Genomic DNA, 20,691 nt, shown 5'->3' with positions numbered 1-20,691 from the left:
CCCTCCTCGAGTGAGCGAAGGCGGGCACCCGGGCAGCCGGTGCGGCCTTCCCGGGTGCTGTGCCATGCGACTACTTCTTGCCTTTTCCGTTGACGGTGATGCGTTTGGTCTTCTCCTGCGCCTTTTCGGACTTGGGCAGGGTGACGGTGAGCACGCCGTTGTTGAACGACGCCTCGACCTTGTCCTCCTCAACCGCAAAGGGCAGGGGAACGACACGCTCGAAGCGGCCGTAGTAGCGCTCGCTGAAGCGGCGCTCCTTGTCCTCGGTCTCGGCCTTCTTCTCGCCGCGGATGGTCAGGACATCGTCGTCGACCAGGACCTCGATGTCCTTCTCGTCCATGCCGGGCAGCTCGGCCGAGATCCGGACCTCCTTGTCGGTCTCGGTCGCCTCGAGGCTGGGCCAGGCCGGCATGCGCCCGAGAAGCGACGGCATGCCGCCCTCGAACCGGCTGAACACGTCGTCGAACAGCCGGTTCATCTCGCGGTGAAGGGTCATGAAGGGGCTCATCTCCTCACCGCGCATCGTGCCGGGGACCATCGACCGTTCGGTGCGGCCCCACGGGATCAGATCACGCATGTTCATGGTCTTCTCCTTTCATCGATCCGTTTCAGGCGAGCGCAAGGGTCCGGTGCCGGTGTCCCGGCACCGCTGCGCCCCATCGTGAAGCGCCTGCCTTAAGCTGCCTTGCTTTGCTTGCTCGGCTCGTGCTCGATCTGCTGCGGCTGGTTGTCCTGAGACAGCGCCTTGGCGCCCGTGCCGGAGACGATCTCGATCCGGTGGGGCTTGAGCTCCTCAGGAACCTCGCGCTTCAGCTCGATCGTTAGCAGGCCGTTCTCAAGGCTCGCCCCCGTGACCTTCACATGGTCGGCCAGGTTGAAGGTCTGCTTGAACGCGCGAGTGGCGATGCCGCGATGGAGAACCTGCACGCCTTCCGGCTCAGGATGCTTCTGGCCGTTCACGAAGAGCGTGTTTTCCTGCTGAACGAGCTCGATCTCGTCGGGTGAGAAGCCCGCGACCGCCATGGTGATGCGGTACTGGTCGTCGCCCGTCTTCTCGATGTTGTAGGGCGGCCAGTTGGTCATGGGCTCGACCCGGTTGACCTGATCGAGCATGTCGAGCAGCCGGTCGTAGCCGACCGACGAACGATAGAGAGGAGAAAGGTCGAACGTTGTTCTCATAGCTACATCCTCCGTTGAGCAACGTAACCACAAGAGCGCCGGCGGCCCGCCGGCGCCGAAGGTGCCAAGCTCCTGATGAGCCTTGGCATTCCACGAGGTAGGAACGCTCATCCCGCCCGTCAAGATCCACGAGAACGTCCCAGACGGTCTTGTTGATACCCGTTCCCAAACCCACATCGGCACCGATCCCCACCAAACAGGAGATCGAATATGACCGACAGGCTGACACGGGACGGGGTGAGGGCGCTCATCGGGCGCTCCAGCGACGGCGTGGTGACCGAGATCCTGCACATGGGAACCAGCCGGACGGAACTGGCAGAGGCCAGGGCTTGGCTCGAGAACGACGAGGCCATGCTCAACGAGGGCAGGCGTATCCCATCGGGACGGATCGCTCGCTTGGTCGAACTGCTCCAGACCGATGAGGACGAGCTGCCCGCTGTCCCAAAGTTCTAGGGAGGACTATGCGTAAGGGAAAGGGGTAACGCCATGACCACCGGATACTTCTTTGTGAAGCTCCGCGGCGCCGACGATGTCTCCGGGATTGTTCTTCAAGACACCGGCGACCGCAATGCTCTGCTGCGGCAAGGTGCAGAGCTTCTCTCGCACCTCCATGCAGCCCCTGTGCGGGTGGAAGATGTCGAGCTGGTGCCATATTTTCCGCCGCAATCCGAAACCCTCGCGGTTCACCGGCCCAGTCAGTATTTCGGATTGGCGTAAGTTTGACATTCGATCCGTCGGTCCCTGGTTCCCGGAACCAACATCTGACGGATCGTGTTATTTCTATGTAGATTTCCGGATTGGTACGAGGTCCGCTCGGTGCATTGGTCCACCAGGACGTTTTTGCCTAGTCGATCTGGACCGGAAACTACACGGCACGAAGCGGGCTCTCCCGATTGAGTGCCCGAAGCCCAGAGTGCGATGCTCTGGGCTTTGTTGTGAGCGCAGGCCGTCCAGGCCTGCGGATCGTTACACCTGTGGGCTTGCGGCTGCGGCCGGAGCGATCATGAGGATGCTGCCGCAGGGGGCGTGAGGTGTGATGACGGCGCTCGCCACCCCCTACAGCAGCGGGCCGTTCTTGATCGGCACAACGACAGGCTCACCCGAGTCTCCAAGACACACTCGAGCTCCGACCGTGCGCGCAATGATCAGCCCTGTCTCCGATATGGCGAGTGGATTCAAGACGGTAGTCCTAAGTGTGCCGACCGTCCGGCCGGAAAGACCCACGCCCGCCAGCCGCAGGGTTTGTGGTAGTGACTGCAGGTTATGGGCGAGGCGAAGGGGGGAGCCCTGTCACCGGTGTTTCCAGGCGCAGAACCGCGAGATCAAGGGAGATCTCGGTGAGCATGTCCGCAACGTCGCGGGAGGTGAAACGGCCCGGCTCAAAGGAACGGCGGATGACGGCGGCGACACGGTGCGTCGAAGGAAGGCGCCTGCTCCCATCATAAAAGGAGACGGCGGCCCCGACCGGATTGTCTCTGATGCAGTGCGCGGCGGTTAGTACGAGATCGGGAGCGACCAGCACGCCCGAGCAATGACTTAGCCGGACAGAACCGTCCGGCACGACCAGCGTACCGCCGGCGACCGTGGAACGCGCGAGTTGATCATTGGCTCGGGCCAGCGCACCTCCTTCAATGGCGTGAGCCCGGCCAATTGGCCAAGCCAGGGCCATAGCCATTTACCAAGTCGGGGGATAGCGACCGTCCCGGCGCCTCCCCCGGGCTGCAAGCATAGGGAACCATCTCATGGTCATAACCGACGTCAAGTTACGAAACGATGCGCCCTGGTCTCAACTGATCGAACGAATGGTCGATGCTCCGGTCGCAGAAGAGGTAAGGAGGCATGCCATCACATCAAGGCGTCCACGCGCCCCAGGAACCCGAAGCGCAGCCTGCTGTTTGGAATGAGAAGTATGACGTTGCGACTGCAGAGGAGATCAACATGCTCAAACGAGCTTTTCCAAGTGCATTGATAGCGGCAGTCCTGGGTGTTGCCGCATCCGAACCATCGGTGCCGGACTTCGCCCAGAACGTGCCGGCCCGCTGCCTGCCCCAAGAGAACGGGGCGGGGCTTCTCCCTGACGGATGCAGCGACATCGTCACCTTCGGCATGAACGGTCCCATGGTATTGCCAGGCCAAGCTCCCGACATTGAGGCGACTGGCAGCATCAACCGGAACGGGAGAGGCAGTTCAGTCGAGGGCAGCCGAGAGCACTCCGAATAAGCTCTGCGTGGTTCCAGGGAGTTGTGCCGGAGCAACACCAGCCCGCACGGGCGAGCCGGGACGGGCGAGCCGGGACGTGAAGAACGCGCCGAACCGTCCCGGCAGCGCCGATGACTCTCGAGGAAAGGGAACCTTGGCTGGCAGGCTACGGTCCCGTCGGACCCGGGAGCCCAAGCGCGAAAGATCCAATTAAACAAAGTAGCAAGGGCGAGCTTCTTAGCGTTAGTGCTCGGCCGGTCAACTCTGTTGAATGCACCGTCCGCTCGAACCGCGGATCTGCCTCCCTATGGCATGGATGAAGAGGCCATTCTGGAGCACCCGCCTCTGCTGCAGCAATTCGGCCCGGGGCGCAATGTCCGTTGCCGGGAAATCTACCCGATGCTATCGTTGCCGTGTCGGAAAAGGCAGACTTGGTTTGGTAAGCCCAAGTCCTTTCGGTAACGAAAGCTCTGGTCTTTGGCTTCGTGCATAGGACCCCCACGACGAACATCGGATGCTCCTCGAGCGTCCAAATTGTTCGTCCGTGTGGTTCTCAAAGGCGAGGAACGCTCCGGTCGAACATCGACACAGGAGTAGATCATGCACATCCGACACTCGAAGCCGTATGACGTCGTAATCGCTGGCGCTGGCCCTGTCGGCCTCTTTCTCGCCTGTGAGTTGCGGCTCGCCAACCTTTCGGTGCTGGTGCTGGAGCAAGCCAAGGATCCACGCTCGCCTTTGAAGCGGCTTCCCTTCGGGATGCGCGGCCTTTCAGCCCCCACCATCGAGGCCTTCTACCGCCGTGGATTGCTGGAGGACATCGCTGCGGAGCAGCGCGCGAACGACCTTTCGGGGGGCACCAAGGCCGTCGCGCATTGGATGCAGCAGCCGCGCCGGTCAGCTGGCCACTTCGCCGGCATCGAGTTCTATCATGACAACGTCGACACCTCGCGGTGGCAATATCGCCTGCCAAGTCCGGCTGGCACCAGCATGGCGGTCGACATGGAGTCCGTTGAAACGGTCCTAGCCGCTCGTGCAAGCGCGATGGGAGTTGAGATTAGGCGCGGCCTAGGCGTCACGGAGTTTACTCAGTCGGATGAAGACGTCACCATCCGTGCTGGCGGCGAGACCTTTCGCGGACGCTGGCTCGTCGGCTGCGACGGAGGTCGCAGCACGGTGCGGAAGCTAGGAGAATTTGATTTCGTCGGCACCGAGCCCGAGTTCACCGGCTATTCCGTTGAAGTCGACATTGCCAACCCGGATAAGCTCCGTCCCGGACGCACCTATACGCCGACGGGAATGTACACTTACGCTAAGCCTGGAACGATCGCGATGGTCGATTTCGACGGAGGTGCGTTCCACCGGACCCGGCCGATTACGCTGGAGCATGTGCAGACAGTGTTGCGCCGCGTCGCCGGCACGGACGTCATCGTTACAGCTCTCCATCTTGCCACTACTTGGACTGATCGCGCCTACCAGGCGATGGCGTACCGAAGAAGGCGGGTATTGCTCGCGGGGGATGCAGCCCACATCCATTCTCCCTTAGGTGGTCAGGGGCTCAACCTCGGGCTCGGCGACGCAATGAACCTGGGTTGGAAGCTGGCTTCGACGATCCGTGGTAACGCGTCGGCCGGGTTGCTTGATACCTATCTGAGCGAACGGCATCCAGTAGGAGCGCAAGTTCTCGATTGGTCGCGTGCCCAAGTCGCGCTCATGCGGCCTACCCGGAGTACGCGCGCGCTCGAATCCATCATTCGTGATCTAATCGACACGCGCGACGGCGCGACTTACTTCGCTGAGCGCGTGTGGGGTGTATCTCTCAAATACGAACTGGGCGGCAGCCATCCGCTGGTGGGCCGTAGCGCTCCCGACTTCGAGTTAGTCGACGGCACTAAGCTCGGCGAACACTTGAGAACGGGAAGAGGCCTTCTGCTGGACTTCGACAGTGATACGCCGCTTCAGGTGCTCGGGAGTCGCTGGAGCAATCGGATCGCTTATGTCTCAAGTACCGTCACAGATGGGCTAGGCTTGAGAGCAATGCTCGTGCGCCCAGACGGCTTCGTCGCGTGGGCCAGCGAGACTGCTCCTGACGCTGAGGGAGTAGCTGAGGCCGCATTGCGATGGTTCGGCGACCCTGAAGGAGTGCAGGGGTCTGCCTAGCAGGGTCTACGGTAACACGAGAAGACACATCATGGAGGGGACAGTTTCCCCTCCGGCTCTGCCCTTCCTTATCGCATGGTCAATGGGCTCAATCCATTAGCCTGCTGATCGTACTCGTCATTGCTTCTACAGCCTATGAGATTTCGCAGTCGACGAGGTCATTGACCCCATCGCCGTCTCAACGCTGAACTTGTGGTGCGCACAATGATCTGCCTGCGCAAAGCCTCTATTGCCGCCTTGGCCTAGGAGCTTCTTCTCGGCCTCCTAGCAGGGGTCGACAAGTACTTTGTTTGGCCGCGCCTGAGATTGGTAGGGTCAAGGGGGGCTGCCCCAAGTGGGTGATCCATGTGTGATGTCAATTTTGAACATGTCTGAGACGGCCAACAAGCTCAGAGGTGATATCGCTGATATGTCAAAGCCGAGAACAAGCGAGATCATTCGGCAGCAATCACTGCAGACGGCGTTCCTGGCCTGTACTTGACGAACCCGGCCTGACGGATCTCATTACGCAGCCAAACGCTGCCCGACTCTTGGTCCGCGCGCATTGACCAGACCATGGCGATGGGATTAGGCCGGCAAGGTAGCGGCACCGGACTCGTCGTCAGGCCGAAGATCGGTGCATAAAGCGCGGCGATCCGGCTGGGTAGCGTTGTGAGCAGCGGCCCCTCGCGCGCCATCATCAGGGTCGCCAGGAAATTCGGTCCCGAGGCCGCGATGTTGAGACGGATGCCGATGTCCTCCAACACTGGCTTCATGCAACCCCAGAGTTCGCCGTTGAGCGAGACGACGGCATGCGGCGTCTCGACATAGGCATGCCGATCAATCGGCACGCCAAAGCGTAACAGCGTCGGATTGAAGCAGCAGGTGAGCGTCTCCTCGAAGAGCAACTCGCGTCTCTGCCAGGATACCGGCGCCTCGTAGCACCCTACCGCGAGGTCGAGCTCGCCGGAATCGAGCAGCTCCGTCGCGTCAGAAGGCTCGACAGCCCGCGCGACAAGGGAGACCGACGGCGCGTGCTGGCGAAACCGTGCCGCCAATTCGGGGAGCAGAAGGACCTCAAGCCCATTGGTCAGGCCGAGACGGAAGGTCCGCTCATCCGTGGCAGGACTGAAAGGACGGCTGCCACGCAGCACGTCCTGCGCCTGCGCGAGCAGGTCGCGGATCGGCTTGTGAAGCTCAAGGGCCCGCTGGGTCGGTTCCATCGTCTGCTTCACGCGCACAAGAAGCTCATCGTTGAAGGTGGCCCGGAGCGTGGCGAGCGTGTGGCTCATGGCCGGCTGCTGGACCTTCAACCGCCGGGCGGCGAGTGTGACGCTGCGTTCCTGCATCAGCGCATCGAAGGCGATGAGCAGGTTGAGGTCGAAGGAGCGGAGATTGAAGTGATCGATAGAGTTCATGAATCATATCGATTTGAAAGCGCGACCTCATTCATAATATGCATGGCATCACGAGGCAATGGTCCGCGCTCATGAGGAGTGCTGAGATGCAGTGAGGCTCGTTATGCAGGAAAATATCTACAGGATCGGATCTTGGCGGGTGACCCGCATTTCGGAGATTACTCTCGAGTTTGCGCCTACAGCCTTGATCCCCGCATGGGACGACGGCGTGCTCGGCGCCGAGGCAGAGACTGTGGTCAGGCCGACCCGCGCCGCCCATGGGAACCGTCTGAGCGTCCCGGTCCAGAGCTGGCTGGTGCAAGACGGCACCTGCCGAATCTTAATTGATACGGGGGTCGGCAACGGCCGGCAGCGAGCTTTTCCCGCGTTCGCTAACCTTACGACGGGCTATTTGGAGCGGCTTGTTGCAGCGGGTGCGGTGCCAGAGGAGGTGGATTACGTTTTCTGCACCCATCTCCATACCGACCACGTAGGCTGGAACACCAGGGAAGATGGGGGGCGTTGGCTGCCGACCTTTCCCAGGGCCCGCTATGTGTGGGGCCGAGTCGAAGGCGCAACGGCGAGACAGGCGCAGTTCGAAGAAGGACCGGCAGCCGGCGTGTTCGGTGATAGCATCAGGCCGGTCATCACTGCAGGACTCGTGGATGAGATCGATCCGGGACCGTTTGGGCCGATCGACGGCGTGATCTTCCATGCTACGCCTGGACATAGCCCGGGCCATCTCTCCATTTCCATCCGGAGCGGCGGAGAGGAGGCGTTCTTCGGGGGCGATGTGCTTCACAATCAGGTGCAGGTTCTGCGGCCGGAATGGAACTCGGTTTTTTGCGAGACTGCCGAGCTTGCTCGGACATCCCGGCTTTGGGCTCTTGGTTATGCCGCCGACCGAAATGCACTGTTCTTCGGCTCGCATCTTGGCGGCTCGTCGGTCGGCAGAGTCTGTCGAGCAGGCGAGCGATTCACCTGGATCCATGAATGAGGGGCTTGCGAATGGCGCCTGTAGATCGTTTGCGCCTATGGCCGCAACGGCGACACCATCCTTACATTCGGTTGGCCCGTGTTCAACGAGGAATGCCTGGTAGCGTGGAAGCAGGCCTGAGCTACGTGAGGGGAGGGTAAATCGTGAGCAAGCTCAAATCGCCCCTCGACCCTGCGGCGCAGCAGTTTGTCGACCGACTGCTCGCATCTCCGGTCCAGGGCCCCGAGACTGGCACGCCGGAGGACGCTCGACGCGCCTTCCGCGATGGCCGCCGAGCCCTCGCACCCGCGCTGCCGGAGGTCGCGCGGGTCCATGATCTTCCGGCAGCCCCGGACCGGCCGGCGATGCGGCTCTATCGGCCCTGGGGCACGGCGGACCGACAGGTGCTGCCCGCATTCCTATTCTTCCACTCCGGCGGATGGGTGTCCGGAGATCTGGAGACCCATGACAATGCCTGCCGGAGCATTGCCAATGCCGGGCGCTGCGCGGTGATTGCCGTGGACTATGCCCTGGCGCCCGAGCGGCCCTTTCCCGCTGCCATTAAGGATGCCCAAGCCGCTTATCACCACGTGACTGCGGCGGCGGACGAGCTTCTGATCGACCCGCGTCGTATTGCCGTGGGAGGCGACAGCGCCGGGGCAAATATTGCGGCGGTCCTGGCGCTGATCCTGCGCGACGAGGGCCGGCCGCAGCCCTGCGGGCAGATCCTGATCTATCCTGCGACGGATTTTGCCGCCCGGACTGCTTCAAGAGCGGAATTTGAGACCGGCCCGACACTGAACGTCGCCGCGCTCGAATGGTTCGCAGGCCAGTATCTGCCCAATCCCGCCCTGGCGACCGACTGGCGCGCTTCGCCGCTGCGCGCCGCCAGCCACGCCGATCTTCCTCCGGCGCTGGTTGTGACCTGCGGCCATGATCCTCTCCGCGACGAGGGCATCGCATATGCGGATCGGTTGGAAGCGGCGGGGGTGCCTGTCCGGCGGCGGCACTTTCCCGGCCAGATCCACGGCTTTCTCACGATGGGTGGAATCATGCCTGAGACGATGATCCTGATCGGAGAGGTTGCCGCCGAACTGCAGCGCGCTTTCGCCGACTGGCGGGATGACGACCAGGGCGATCGAGCCTCCTAGAAGGCCCCGTCCATGTCGCAGTTCTGGCTAGTCGGGTGCCCATCGGCCAGCATCGGTCGTCAGAAGCACCCTTGGATTGGCAATGTCTCTAGGTCTTCGATGGGGTGGAACGCGACAAAGCCGCCGGCCAGTCGAATTCTGAATTGAGTGGACGTTTGTGGGATGCTCGTGCAGCGGGTCAAAACCTTCCGCTTGCGCCCTCTTCCCCGAGCCTCGTAAACGCGCTCTGTAAGGAGCGAAGTACTTGGATCCGGCAGCCAAGGTCTGCGTTGTAAGGCTGGCACCGACTTCGTGCCGAACCTGATGGGGTTTGTCATGAACATGTCTGAAATGGCCAACAAGCTCAAATACGATATCGCTGACACGCTCAGGCGGGTGTCCGGTAAGCTGACGTTCCGGAAGGGCAGTCACGGTGAGCGGACTTCCAACGCGAGCAATCAGCCCAACATGAAGAAGTGAGCCGTCGAGATGGAGGCGCCCGATCGGGCGCCTCCATTCCGGAACGGGCAACGCCTCTGACCCGTCCGACCGTCCGAGTGGAGACGACCCTTCGGCTGTGTCGACCCGTCAGGCGTTGGAGGCCGGCCGCCACGTGTCCGGATAGATCACCCTTGGATTTTCGGCCCCGCGCATGGTGTGCTCCCGGTGGCGGGACGAGCGATGAGATCGTGCATCGGGGCATGAGGATGCTCTGTGCAGAAGGGAAGGATGCAGGGAGTTGCCAATGTCTGACGTCAAGGCCCTGACCGACCAATGGCAAAGGGCACTCGCCGGGGACAAAGATATGTTCCGGAGCCTGGTCGAGCCACATCTCAAAGAGCTACGGGCAGCCGCCCAGCACGAGATCACATACCGCGTCTGCGTTGGCGATCTCGGCTCCGGATCCCTCAGCGCAGAAGATCTTCTGGCGGAAACGATGATCAAGGCGTGGGACGAGCGCCGGCATAAGCCCGACAATCTAGACCTCAAGGCGTGGCTCCTCGGTCTCTTATACCGGACGGCCGACTTGCTTGTGGGCGAGGAGAGGCAGATCGGGGAGTTGGCCCCTGTATCCTTAGATGCCCCTGCTGCTGACATGGCAGCCGCGACAGGATGGCGGCAGCCCGCGGATTTCGAAGCTTGGGAGGAGGTCATTCCCGATCCGAAATCCACGCCGGAGGAGATCGCCCCTGCCGTCGAGAGCCAGCCCGGCGCGTTGCCTGAGCGGGGCCGCCGCATCCTGCTCATGCATGACCGCCATGGCATCTCGCTTCAACAGGCGGCCTTCGCGACAAGTTCCTCGGTTTCCGAGGCGCGAGAACTCCTCTTAGAGTCCCGGCAGACGCTCCTTGATGGACGGGAAGCATCAGGAGCGCGTCGCGAGTAGACCTGAGGACTTTCTTCGCGTCAGGGGACCTACAGGCAGTTCCTCTGAAGAGTGGAATGGAGCAGTGGTATGCAAGAGGACAATCGTGAACCGGCGACAGTCGACCCGGTGGATGAAGCAAGCCTCGAGTCGTTTCCGGCAAGTGACCCGCCTGGTTGGATCCCGGTCCGTCCCGGCCCGCCGGTCGACATCCGGGAGCTGCTGGACGGCCATGACGCCGCACGGGCTGTCTGGAACGAGGCCCTGGAGCAAGCCGCCGCTTTGGCCGAACAGGCGCAGGGCGAGCCGCAAACGCAGGAGATCGCGCGGAGCATCCGTGCGATGAAACGGTCGCAGGGCGCCGAGGGGTTCGCCGCGGCCGCATCCAGACCGCCGACGGAGGGGTAGTTTTCAATGCCGATCAAGAATATCCTCGTTGTGCTTGACGCAAGCACCCAAACGGCTGGCCCATTTGCGGTCTCCCTCGCTTCGATGCTCGAGGCGCGCCTCACGGCGACAACGATCGTGCGCGATCCCACTGCGAGCGTCGCTTGGCCGGAGGCGTCGCTTCCCCTGCTGGCATCCGCGCTCAACGACGCACGAGCGGAATCTCGACGGATCCTGGACCGGTTTGTTGCGACAGCCAAAGGCATCAGTGTCGAGACCGAGCCCGTCGAAGTTTCAGCCGGACTGCCGGGTCGGGCGATTGGTCCTCTGGCGCGGCACTTCGATTTGACAGTCCTCGAGCAGCCGAACCCTGATGCCCCCGATGACCGGGAGATCATGATCGAAACGGCTCTGTTCGAAACCGGCCGGCCGCTACTGATCGTGCCGTACGTGCCGATCGCTCCGTTTAGACTTGAGACTGTGCTGATTGCGTGGGACGGAAGCGCGACGGCCGCCAGGGCTCTCAACGATGCGATGTCGTTCTTGGCGCGAGCCAAGCGGGCGGAAGTCGTCACTGTCGCCGAGGCCGGCGTTGGGATCGATCGCTCCGGTGACAGGATCGTCCGACACTTGGCGCGTCACGGCATCTCCGCCGCGTTCCGCAGCCTTCCCAGCGCAGGGGAAATTGCAAGCACGATGTTGTCTCATGCCTTTGACGCCCGAGCCGATCTACTGGTAATGGGCGGCTACGGGCACTCGCGGCTCCGCGAATTTGTCCTCGGAGGCGCCACACGCGGCATTCTTGACGCGATGACTCTGCCGGTGCTGATGTCGCACTAATTTGGCGGGCCCGGGCCTAGATGGCGGCAAATCAAAGGGCTCGCTGATCTCCACCGGCAGGACTTGTTTCGCCATGGCGGTTTCACCCTCATCCAAGTGCCTCTGGAGCACGCGAAATACGGCACATGCCGCATGACGGATGTCAGTGTCGGCGCATGCTCCCAATCCACTCTGAGGCGCGTTCCAAAATTCCGCTTGGGATCGAATCGGCTCCGGGTTGCCAGTCGGGTGATGGTCCGCGTAGTGGAGACTGCGAATGAGCACTGGGAGTTGAGATGCCAGATGCGTGGCCTGATCAACCGTCGATCAGTCGCGCAGCGCGTGAAGTACGGCTCGCAACGCACGAGAGCAACGCTGTGTGTCCGGGCCGGTCACCTCACTGTCGTGGCGCCCCCTCGCTGGTTGCCTCCTTCGCTTGCCAGCTTATCGTCATCTGCCACTTGGGTTTCGCGTCGGAACTCGAAATGGGTTCGCCTCGTGCTCCGCAGCACAAGGCGAACCAGCTTTGTCATTCATGCTGCCCTTGCAGGCGGATCGAGATGCCGGATCCAGAGATTGATCGCCGCCATTGCCACTATGGCGATCCCGGCCAAAACATGCGTCCCGACCGCATTCGGTATGATGCTGAACTCAAGTGCCCAAGGAGCGATGATGGCACATAGTCCAAGCACGAGAGTCCCAAGACTATGCCAAGCCCGCGCCACAGAGTCGCGGATGAATGTCGCTATGATAACGAGGGCCCCGACCAGGACGGCACTCAACGTTGCCGCCGCCGTATCCGAGTAGCGGAACAGCCAAGGAGACAGGATCAGTATTGCGGCCACGGTGGTATCGACGGCCTCGACAATCGTCCAGTCCCGCTTGACGTTTCTTCCTGTGCTGTTCGTGTGTATGGAAGCCATGCTCACCTCCCAAGATCCAGAGTGGGATCGAGTCGTTTCGAAAGTTTGCCGGCATCCGAGGGCAAGCGCCTGCTTCCTACACCAATGTAGGTGAGTGCGTCAGACGCTTGCCTCGGACGGACTACAGGTTAGTGGCACACGGTGCGCCGATGTACCTCCCGTCCCCAACCGGGTACCCATTCACTCCAGCTTTCGGTGACGCATCTCCGCCCCACGACAGGCCGGTGGTAGACCGGATAAGGTCCTGCAACGTAGGTCGGTCCGGGTACTGCGGCGTAGTAGGGTCGTGCGCTGGCCGCGAGGGCGCTTCCAAGAGCAACCCCCGTCAGTGCGCCGAAAGCTGCTGCCGCACCAGGATGCCAGCTCGCATGATAGCCCCAGGGTGTATGACGCCAATGCGCTGAAGCCGCCGTGGGCGTTGCGAGAGCCGCAACGAGCGATAGAGCGACAGCAGCGGCTCTGAAGAGTCTTTTCATCATCATTCCTCCATTGCGTGGTTGGAATGCCACTTCAGGTTCAGAGGCTCTTTCCTCTGCTCTCAATGGGCGAGCTTTCGCGGGTTGCTATAAATCCAGAACAGCGCAAAGGCAGCCACCACCACGGTCGTCAATCCCACCGTGAGGTGGCACCATGCCGCGTTCGTCTCACCAGCAAAGCCCAGCGCCCAGGGGGCTACTGCTGCCCAGAGACCCACCACAAGGCTGGCCCAGGTCTGCCATTGCTGCGGCCTTGCAAGACCTGCAAGGGCGATCAGGCAGGCGAGGGCGCCGACCAGACCCGCGCTCCAAGTCGCCGTCTCGGCAGTCGAGAATCCGAGCAACCATGGCGACACGGCAAGGAAAGCTCCCAGCGGAGCGTTGATGACATTGGGGATCGTCAGTTCACTCCAGTGTTTCAGTTTCATGTTGACCTCCGTCGTTTTGTCATAGTCATTGACAGTGCACCGGTGCTGGTGCGCCCCCTTCCAGCGGTTCGTCAGGAGTCCCGCCGGAGGGAGAAGCTGGGGCAAGCTTCGGAATGGACTGCTTGTGAAACTCGATCGGGTCTATGTCCGCCTGCATGAAGCGGTTGACGAGCTGCTGCCGGAGGCTGCCAGGATCGATCCGTTCCGCGGCGATCTCGCGCAATGCGAGCACGGTCGGCTTTTCGCCTGGAACGGAGACCTGCGGCTCGGCCCCATTCCACAGCTCGTGCGCTCGATAAGACGCAAGAAGAACCAGCTCGAAGCGGTTCGGAACCACACGTTCGCAGTCGACCGTCGTAATACGGGCCATGGATTCCTCCTATGCTGCTGACTTGTTGAAGGGTGAGGCGTTCCCGGCGAACACCAGCTGCGTGCCCGCGAGCCGATCGAGCATCAAGAGCGCAGCCTTCACCTCGTCGTAGCGGGACGGCTTGCCAGGTGCGGGAGACTCGTCGGCCGCTACCTCCAGCAGCCATTCGTCCCAGGCCCAGCGGCGCAGGATCTCGCGCTTGTCGTCGGGGGACAGACTAGGATCGTGAACGACCTCGTCCGGCGAGGCAAAGACGCTTGCCGGGTCGACGAGCGCTTGATCCAGGTCCGGCCTGCGCCCGACGGCGGCGACGCCATACTGGGCGTCCATCCACCCCAGTGCCGCGGCGGCCATATAGAGTTCGGCCGCTTCGCGCTGCTCGGCCCGCTTGCGAGCCTCTTTGCGCTCCACCCGGGTGGCGGTGACCGGCTCCCCTTGGACCCTATAGGCCAAACCTTCTCGTTCCGCGTAGGCGATCGCCTCCTCCTTCGAGGCGAACTTGAGCTCGACCTGGGTCAGGGTGTCATCATCCGCCGTCCAGCCCATAAGCGGTTCAATGGTCTGCGGCTGGCGTCGCTCGAAGCGCAGGATCCACTGATCCGTTCCGGCTCGTCCAGAGGTCGTGATCGAGCGGGTCCGGCGGGAGATTGTTGCCTGCGCATCTTCCGGCCAAGGCTGTCCGCGTGTCAGGCGCAGGACCGGCGGACGATTGTGACCAAGTCCGACAACATGCTCACGCATGGTACCCTCCTTCACCTCCCTCCTAGTGCGATGTCCTCCGCCGGACCGGCTGACGGCTCTTGTCGCTTCGAATGGCTTGGGCAGCACTGTGATACTCGCCTGCCGCAGCCTGATCGAAGTTTGCAAGCGCCTCGATTACGGCATCGATGCGGGATTTCACCTGCAGGTCAGGCATGATCCGGCTCGCGACCTGCTCGATCACGAGCTCGTCACGGGCCCAGGACAGCAGGATGGTGCGCTTCTCCTCGTCGCTGAACCAGGGATGCTCCACGACCTCCCGCGGGCTCGCGAAGATGTTCACCGGGTCGACCAGGGCATCCACGAACGAACGCTCAGAGACGCCGGGCGACTTAACCTGGGGAACAGGAGCCGGACTGCTATCGAGTTTGGCTTCAATCATTTCCATGATCACCCTCCTCGAGTGAGCGAAGGCGGGCACCCGGGCAGCCGGTGCGGCCTTCCCGGGTGCTGTGCCATGCGACTACTTCTTGCCTTTTCCGTTGACGGTGATGCGTTTGGTCTTCTCCTGCGCCTTTTCGGACTTGGGCAGGGTGACGGTGAGCACGCCGTTGTTGAACGACGCCTCGACCTTGTCCTCCTCAACCGCAAAGGGCAGGGGAACGACACGCTCGAAGCGGCCGTAGTAGCGCTCGCTGAAGCGGCGCTCCTTGTCCTCGGTCTCGGCCTTCTTCTCGCCGCGGATGGTCAGGACATCGTCGTCGACCAGGACCTCGATGTCCTTCTCGTCCATGCCGGGCAGCTCGGCCGAGATCCGGACCTCCTTGTCGGTCTCGGTCGCCTCGAGGCTGGGCCAGGCCGGCATGCGCCCGAGAAGCGACGGCATGCCGCCCTCGAACCGGCTGAACACGTCGTCGAACAGCCGGTTCATCTCGCGGTGAAGGGTCATGAAGGGGCTCATCTCCTCACCGCGCATCGTGCCGGGGACCATCGACCGTTCGGTGCGGCCCCACGGGATCAGATCACGCATGTTCATGGTCTTCTCCTTTCATCGATCCGTTTCAGGCGAGCGCAAGGGTCCGGTGCCGGTGTCCCGGCACCGCTGCGCCCCATCGTGAAGCGCCTGCCTTAAGCTGCCTTGCTTTGCTTGCTCGGCTCGTGCTCGATCTGCTGCGGCTGGTTGTCCTGAGACAGCGCCTTGGCGCCCGTGCCGGAGACGATCTCGATCCGGTGGGGCTTGAGCTCCTCAGGAACCTCGCGCTTCAGCTCGATCGTTAGCAGGCCGTTCTCAAGGCTCGCCCCCGTGACCTTCACATGGTCGGCCAGGTTGAAGGTCTGCTTGAACGCGCGAGTGGCGATGCCGCGATGGAGAACCTGCACGCCTTCCGGCTCAGGATGCTTCTGGCCGTTCACGAAGAGCGTGTTTTCCTGCTGAACGAGCTCGATCTCGTCGGGTGAGAAGCCCGCGACCGCCATGGTGATGCGGTACTGGTCGTCGCCCGTCTTCTCGATGTTGTAGGGCGGCCAGTTGGTCATGGGCTCGACCCGGTTGACCTGATCGAGCATGTCGAGCAGCCGGTCGTAGCCGACCGACGAACGATAGAGAGGAGAAAGGTCGAACGTTGTTCTCATAGCTACATCCTCCGTTGAGCAACGTAACCACAAGAGCGCCGGCGGCCCGCCGGCGCCGAAGGTGCCAAGCTCCTGATGAGCCTTGGCATTCCACGAGGTAGGAACGCTCATCCCGCCCGTCAAGATCCATAAGTGGAAGCGCGGGCAAAGAAATGAGACCGTCCATAGGATTGAAGACGAAGCCCCAGCACACAGCCTCTTAGGCCGCTCTCAAAGCCGGAACGGACCTTGGCCGAGAAGGCGGCTAGGAAGTTTGGCGAAGCCTATGCCTTCGGCATTGTGCCCCACATGATCAAGCACGCGGCCAACCTCGGCTATGACGCCCGCTCTTATTGCGGGCAGCTTGAGGATACTTGGGAAGAAAATCCATCGCAGGCGCGGACCGACGTCTTCAGAAGGCCTATGGCCCCGGAGACACCCGACCCTGGCGTCAAAACAACGAAAGCCCCTCGCCACCCAGGCGCTCATCGGAAATTCGGGGTCAGTTGGGAACCCGCTCGGGATCCCATAATTTTTTATGGCCAACGAGATTTGAGCTGTGCCCGAAACCATGTTCGAGCTGCACCCAGAACTCGCCCAACTGGAGCGGAATATCACCGAGACCCAGCGGCTCGTCATCAGGCAGATCGCCCGGATCGAGCAGATGGCCGAGCAGGGGGCGGATATTGAAACGGCCAAAGCTGTGCTGCAGGGGCTGGAGCAGGTCCTCGACTACTTTTACGCTCAGCGGGAACGCATCCTCGACATCCTCACACGACAGTAAGACCTTTCAAAAAAGCGTCTTCTCGCAAATTCGTCCTCGCCTCTTTGGCCGTTCCATCAGCGTGTAGGGCCGACCCTTGGCTGAGTAGCCGTGCACGCGATCGACCAGGAATTCTGGTGTCTCAGAGGAAGGTGCGATTTCGAAGCCAGCCAAACCTTCCGAAGGCGGCTTGATAAAATGCACATGGCCCGGCATATAAGAAGGCTCGAGATAAGAGGCCATAATGCTCAACCACTTGCCAGCCACGCGAATGCGCAGGCCCGACCAGCAGGATACTGGCCGGAGGGGTTAGAGCGCGCCTGATCGCCCGCGCGTAAGCGTCGGACCCGAGCCCTCCCGCTGCTGCCGGAGGGCTTTTTCGTGTCCGGGGTCCCGACGCATTCACCGCGAACATACCCAGGAGGGTACCATGGCGAAGGCACTCATCACGTCCGCATTGCCGTACATCAACGGCATCAAACATCTCGGCAACCTTGCAGGGTCGCTGCTGCCCGCCGACATTCACGCCCGCTACCGCCGCCAGATTGGTGACGACGTCCTGTTCATCTGCGCAAGCGACGAGCACGGCACCCCGGCCGAACTGGGGGCTGCCGAGGCCGGTCTCAAGGTGCGGGAATACTGTGATCGGCAGCATCTGATCCAGGCCGACATCTACCGCCGCCTGAACCTGTCGTTCGATCATTTCGGGCGCTCGTCCTCGCCGCAGAACCGCGCTCTCACCCAGCATTTCTTCCGGCGTTTAGAAGAGAATGGGTTCATTGAGGAACGGGTACTTCACCAGTTCTACTCGCATACGGACACCCGCTTTCTGCCGGACCGCTACGTCGTCGGCACATGTCCCCACTGCGGATCAGGAAGGGCGCGGGGAGATCAGTGCGAGGCCTGCACCAAGACGCTCGACCCGACCGACCTGATTGCTCCGAGGTCGGCGATTTCCGGCAGCGCCGAACTCGAGGTCCGACCCACGAGGCATCTGTTTTTGAGGCAGACGGCGCTGGCTAAGGACCTCGAGCGGTGGATCGAGACCCGCTCGGGTTGGCCTCCTCTCGTGACATCGATCGCACGGAAATGGCTGGATGAGGGCCTGCAAGACCGCTGCATCACCCGGGATCTTTCGTGGGGTGTTCCGGTCCCGAAGCCCGGCTACGAAGGCAAGGTCTTCTACGTCTGGTTCGACGCGCCCATCGCCTATATCGCCGCCACGCAGGAATGGGCCGCCATCGAGCTTGAGCACCGTGACTGGCGGAGATGGTGGTGGGAGGCAGATCATGTCGAATACCTCCAGTTCCTTGGCAAGGACAACGTGCCGTTTCATGCCGTGAGCTTCCCCTGCACCCTGCTGGGCTCCGGGGAGCCCTGGAAGACGGTCGACGTGATCAAGGGGGTGAATTGGCTTACTTTCGAGGGCGGGAAGTTCTCGACAAGCGAGCGACGGGGCATTTTCCTCGATCAGGCGTTGGGCCTTCTTCCTGCCGACTACTGGCGCTGGTGGCTCGCGGCCAACGCTCCGGAAGGGAGCGACACCGATTTCACCTTTGAGCGTTTCGCCAGGGAGGTGAGCAACGACTTGGCCGATACCTTCGGCAATCTGGTTAACCGGACGCTCAGCTTCGTCGCCTCGCGGTTCGGCCTCGTCGTTCCCGAGGGAGGCGCGCCAGAGGAAGCGGAGTGGCAGGTGGTGCAGGCCCTGGACGGGCATCTTGAGGCCTTGAGGCGGTATCAGAGCGCGTGCTCGTTCCGGAAGGCGGCGGACGAGATCCGCGCGATCTGGCGGCTGGCGAACCGCTACTTCGCGGAACAAGCTCCTTGGACAACGTTCCACACGGATCCCAATCGATGTCAGGTCGTGGTGAGAACGGCCGTCAACCTCGCGAATCTCTGCTCAATCGTGGCGTGGCCGGCGATCCCCACGGCTACGGAAGAAGTGTTCCGTGCTGTCGGCCGCAAGTGGACTGTGCCGCCATGGCCTCGATCTGCAGCTGAGGCCCTCGATCTGATCAAGGGAGGCGAGGTCGTTAGCGTCCCGTCAGTCCTGTTCAAAAAGCTAACCCATGAATGGGCAGAAGAGCAGCGGATCAGATTTGCGGTAAGCGAGCGACCTTGCTGAAGCCGGCAGCACTCTCAGGTCTCTCGTCAAGGGACCCTGCCGGCGCTACATTGAGGGCGCCGGCAGAACTGCCACAAGAGGTCGACGCGGACATGAGGGCGATGGCCGCGAGCGACGCGAGCTATTCCGAAACCATGGATCGTCGTGTCGCACAAGGTTGGCTTGGGCTGGCCGGATTCGCCTCGGAATGACGATGGATGACGTTGATGCTCGCGGGGCCGCCAGCGGTTGGATCTACGGAATTATGCGGTGCTGCTGGCCGCGTCGGGTGATGTCACCCACCACTAAGAGAGCATCAAGGTTCAACTCATGGCTCGCAAGCGTGGAGGCCCCCAGCGTACAGGGGCCTCCGGACAACCAGGTGGTTAGAAGTCCATGCCGCCCATGCCGCCGCCCGGCATTGCCGGAGCGGATTCCTTCTTCGGCAGTTCGGCGACCATGGCCTCGGTGGTGATCAAGAGGCCGGCGACCGAAGCCGCGTCCTGGAGAGCGGTGCGGACGACCTTCGCGGGATCGATGATGCCAGCCTGGACGAGATCGCGATACTCTTCCGTCTGCGCATCAAAGCCGAACGTGTCCGAGCTCGCGTTGTCGGTGATCTTGCCGACCACGATCGAGCCTTCCACGCCGGCGTTCTCGGCGATCTGGCGGATCGGGGCCTCAAGGGCGCGGAGCACGATGTTTATGCCCGCCCTCACGTCCGGATTGTCAGAGGACAGCTTCCGAACGGCAGCCTTGGCACGGAGCAGAGCCGTGCCGCCGCCGGGGACGATGCCCTCTTCCACGGCGGCTTTCGTCGCGTGCATGGCGTCGTCGACGCGATCCTTCTTCTCCTTCACCTCGACCTCGGTCGCACCGCCGACGCGGATCACCGCGACGCCGCCTGCGAGCTTGGCGAGACGCTCCTGGAGCTTCTCACGGTCGTAGTCCGAGGTGGTCTCCTCGATCTGCGCCTTGATCTGTCCGACGCGCGCCTCGATGTCCTTCTTCGATCCGGCACCGTCGACGATTGTGGTGTTTTCCTTCTCGATGCGGACGCGGCGGGCCCGGCCGAGCATGTTGAGCGTCACGTTCTCGAGCTTGATGCCGAGATCCTCGGACACGGCGGTGCCACCGGTCAGGATGGCGATGTCCTCGAGCATGGCCTTGCGGCGATCGCCGAAGCCCGGAGCCTTCACGGCAGCGATCTTCAGGCCGCCACGCAGCTTGTTGACCACGAGGGTGGCGAGAGCCTCGCCCTCGATGTCTTCAGCGATGATGAGCAGCGGCTTGCCGGTCTGGACGACGGCCTCGAGGATCGGCAGCATGGGCTGGAGCGACGAGAGCTTCTTCTCGTGGATGAGGATGTAGGGATCCTCCAGCTCCGCGATCATCTTCTCGGCGTTGGTAACGAAGTACGGCGAGAGGTAGCCGCGGTCGAACTGCATGCCTTCCACGACGTCGAGCTCGGTCTCGGCGGTCTTGGCTTCCTCGACGGTGATGACACCCTCGTTGCCAACCTTCTGCATCGCCTCCGCCAGCATGCGGCCGATCTCGTTGTCGCCATTGGCGGAAATCGTGCCGATCTGGGCGATCTCGTCAGAGGACTTGATCTTCTTGGCGCGGGCCTGGATGTCCTTCACGGCCTCGGTGACGGCGAGATCGATGCCGCGCTTGAGGTCCATCGGGTTCATGCCGGCGGCAACCGCCTTGGCGCCCTCG

General features: G+C 62.3%; 24 protein-coding genes and 2 pseudogenes. 12 read left to right on the top strand and 14 right to left on the bottom strand.

All coding sequences use genetic code 11. From position 1 onward, the window contains the following. Positions 1-70: 70 nt before the first annotated feature. Entirely contained in the window at positions 71-583 is a 513-nt protein-coding gene (locus OC446_RS13700; RefSeq protein ID WP_262029569.1) for an Hsp20/alpha crystallin family protein, read from the bottom strand. A 92-nt stretch (positions 584-675) separates the two neighbouring features. Continuing rightward, complete coding sequence (locus tag OC446_RS13695; protein WP_262029568.1) at positions 676-1,179, bottom strand: Hsp20 family protein; 504 nt, start codon at positions 1,177-1,179, stop codon at positions 676-678. Positions 1,180-1,389: 210 nt separating this feature from the next. On the opposite strand from OC446_RS13695, the gene OC446_RS13690 reads away from it, so the two are divergent. Beyond that, positions 1,390-1,632 carry a hypothetical protein gene (locus tag OC446_RS13690; RefSeq protein WP_262029585.1) on the top strand — a complete coding sequence of 81 codons (243 nt, stop codon included), beginning with the start codon at positions 1,390-1,392 and terminating at the stop codon, positions 1,630-1,632. Between the two features lie 33 nt (positions 1,633-1,665). Next, positions 1,666-1,896 carry a hypothetical protein gene (locus OC446_RS13685; RefSeq protein WP_262029584.1) on the top strand — a complete coding sequence of 77 codons (231 nt, stop codon included), beginning with the start codon at positions 1,666-1,668 and terminating at the stop codon, positions 1,894-1,896. A gap of 544 nt (positions 1,897-2,440) precedes the next feature. On the opposite strand, the gene OC446_RS31045 is transcribed toward OC446_RS13685, so the two are convergent. Further along, entirely contained in the window at positions 2,441-2,848 is a 408-nt protein-coding gene (locus OC446_RS31045; protein WP_410055072.1) for a trypsin-like peptidase domain-containing protein, read from the bottom strand. Between the two features lie 269 nt (positions 2,849-3,117). On the opposite strand from OC446_RS31045, the gene OC446_RS13680 reads away from it, so the two are divergent. Beyond that, complete coding sequence (locus OC446_RS13680; RefSeq protein ID WP_262029583.1) at positions 3,118-3,399, top strand: hypothetical protein; 282 nt, start codon at positions 3,118-3,120, stop codon at positions 3,397-3,399. A gap of 579 nt (positions 3,400-3,978) precedes the next feature. Beyond that, complete coding sequence (locus OC446_RS13675) at positions 3,979-5,538, top strand: FAD-dependent monooxygenase (protein ID WP_262029582.1); 1,560 nt, start codon at positions 3,979-3,981, stop codon at positions 5,536-5,538. Between the two features lie 434 nt (positions 5,539-5,972). Here the strand turns inward: OC446_RS13675 and OC446_RS13670 are convergent, their stop codons facing one another. Beyond that, complete coding sequence (locus OC446_RS13670; RefSeq protein ID WP_262029581.1) at positions 5,973-6,935, bottom strand: LysR family transcriptional regulator; 963 nt, start codon at positions 6,933-6,935, stop codon at positions 5,973-5,975. Positions 6,936-7,074: 139 nt separating this feature from the next. On the opposite strand from OC446_RS13670, the gene OC446_RS13665 reads away from it, so the two are divergent. The 6 genes from OC446_RS13665 (at position 7,075) to OC446_RS13640 (ending at position 11,613) form a co-directional block, all read left to right on the top strand. Then, positions 7,075-7,911, top strand: coding sequence for an MBL fold metallo-hydrolase (locus tag OC446_RS13665; protein ID WP_262029580.1), 837 nt, complete (start codon positions 7,075-7,077; stop codon positions 7,909-7,911). Between the two features lie 143 nt (positions 7,912-8,054). Next, positions 8,055-9,041, top strand: coding sequence for an alpha/beta hydrolase (locus tag OC446_RS13660; protein ID WP_262029579.1), 987 nt, complete (start codon positions 8,055-8,057; stop codon positions 9,039-9,041). A gap of 315 nt (positions 9,042-9,356) precedes the next feature. Beyond that, entirely contained in the window at positions 9,357-9,500 is a 144-nt protein-coding gene (locus tag OC446_RS13655; RefSeq protein WP_262029578.1) for a hypothetical protein, read from the top strand. 265 nt (positions 9,501-9,765) lie between these two features. Continuing rightward, positions 9,766-10,407, top strand: coding sequence for an RNA polymerase sigma factor (locus tag OC446_RS13650; protein WP_262029577.1), 642 nt, complete (start codon positions 9,766-9,768; stop codon positions 10,405-10,407). 69 nt (positions 10,408-10,476) lie between these two features. Beyond that, positions 10,477-10,794 (top strand): hypothetical protein, encoded by a 318-nt coding sequence (locus OC446_RS13645; RefSeq protein WP_262029576.1) that lies wholly within the window; start codon positions 10,477-10,479, stop codon positions 10,792-10,794. Between the two features lie 6 nt (positions 10,795-10,800). Next, positions 10,801-11,613: a universal stress protein gene (locus tag OC446_RS13640; RefSeq protein WP_262029575.1), complete on the top strand. Its 813-nt coding sequence runs from the start codon at positions 10,801-10,803 to the stop codon at positions 11,611-11,613. Here the strand turns inward: OC446_RS13640 and OC446_RS31040 are convergent. From OC446_RS31040 to OC446_RS13605, 8 genes and pseudogenes are all read right to left on the bottom strand, one after another. After that, a pseudogene (locus tag OC446_RS31040) lies at positions 11,503-11,904 on the bottom strand (DUF2267 domain-containing protein); the annotation flags it as partial. The gene OC446_RS13640 and the pseudogene OC446_RS31040 overlap by 111 nt on opposite strands. 221 nt (positions 11,905-12,125) lie before the next feature. Further along, positions 12,126-12,515 (bottom strand): SPW repeat protein, encoded by a 390-nt coding sequence (locus OC446_RS13635; RefSeq protein WP_262029574.1) that lies wholly within the window; start codon positions 12,513-12,515, stop codon positions 12,126-12,128. A 538-nt stretch (positions 12,516-13,053) separates the two neighbouring features. Beyond that, a complete protein-coding gene (locus OC446_RS13630; RefSeq protein ID WP_262029573.1) occupies positions 13,054-13,419 on the bottom strand; it encodes an SPW repeat protein in 366 nt (121 codons plus the stop codon). A gap of 193 nt (positions 13,420-13,612) precedes the next feature. Beyond that, positions 13,613-13,789, bottom strand: a pseudogene (gene rpoZ, locus OC446_RS31035) (DNA-directed RNA polymerase subunit omega); the annotation flags it as partial. 9 nt (positions 13,790-13,798) lie between these two features. Next, positions 13,799-14,530 (bottom strand): ETC complex I subunit, encoded by a 732-nt coding sequence (locus tag OC446_RS13620; RefSeq protein ID WP_262029571.1) that lies wholly within the window; start codon positions 14,528-14,530, stop codon positions 13,799-13,801. Positions 14,531-14,552: 22 nt separating this feature from the next. After that, entirely contained in the window at positions 14,553-14,936 is a 384-nt protein-coding gene (locus OC446_RS13615; protein WP_262029570.1) for a hypothetical protein, read from the bottom strand. A gap of 75 nt (positions 14,937-15,011) precedes the next feature. Beyond that, entirely contained in the window at positions 15,012-15,524 is a 513-nt protein-coding gene (locus tag OC446_RS13610; RefSeq protein WP_262029569.1) for an Hsp20/alpha crystallin family protein, read from the bottom strand. A gap of 92 nt (positions 15,525-15,616) precedes the next feature. Next, positions 15,617-16,120: an Hsp20 family protein gene (locus tag OC446_RS13605; RefSeq protein ID WP_262029568.1), complete on the bottom strand. Its 504-nt coding sequence runs from the start codon at positions 16,118-16,120 to the stop codon at positions 15,617-15,619. Between the two features lie 538 nt (positions 16,121-16,658). Between OC446_RS13605 and OC446_RS13600 the strand changes: the two genes are divergently transcribed. After that, on the top strand, positions 16,659-16,883 hold the full coding sequence (locus OC446_RS13600; RefSeq protein WP_262029567.1) for a hypothetical protein: 225 nt from the start codon (positions 16,659-16,661) through the stop codon (positions 16,881-16,883). Positions 16,884-16,889: 6 nt separating this feature from the next. Here the strand turns inward: OC446_RS13600 and OC446_RS13595 are convergent, their stop codons facing one another. Continuing rightward, positions 16,890-17,105, bottom strand: a complete 216-nt coding sequence (locus OC446_RS13595) for a hypothetical protein (RefSeq protein ID WP_262029566.1) — start codon at positions 17,103-17,105, stop codon at positions 16,890-16,892. A gap of 187 nt (positions 17,106-17,292) precedes the next feature. Here OC446_RS13595 and metG point away from each other — a divergent pair, with 187 nt between their 5' ends. Further along, the gene (gene metG / locus OC446_RS13590; protein ID WP_262029565.1) at positions 17,293-18,990 is read left to right on the top strand and encodes a methionine--tRNA ligase; all 1,698 of its coding nucleotides are present in this window, start codon (positions 17,293-17,295) and stop codon (positions 18,988-18,990) included. A gap of 365 nt (positions 18,991-19,355) precedes the next feature. Here metG and groL read toward each other — a convergent pair. Next, the coding region (groL, locus tag OC446_RS13585; protein ID WP_262029564.1) for a chaperonin GroEL at positions 19,356-20,691 on the bottom strand (1,336 nt) is incomplete at its 5' end.

This window comes from Microvirga sp. Mcv34 (assembly GCF_024519725.1).
Classification (GTDB): Bacteria; Pseudomonadota; Alphaproteobacteria; order Rhizobiales; family Beijerinckiaceae; genus Microvirga.
Note: the sequence above shows the minus strand (reverse complement) of the source record. Positions and strands in the feature narration are given on the sequence as shown.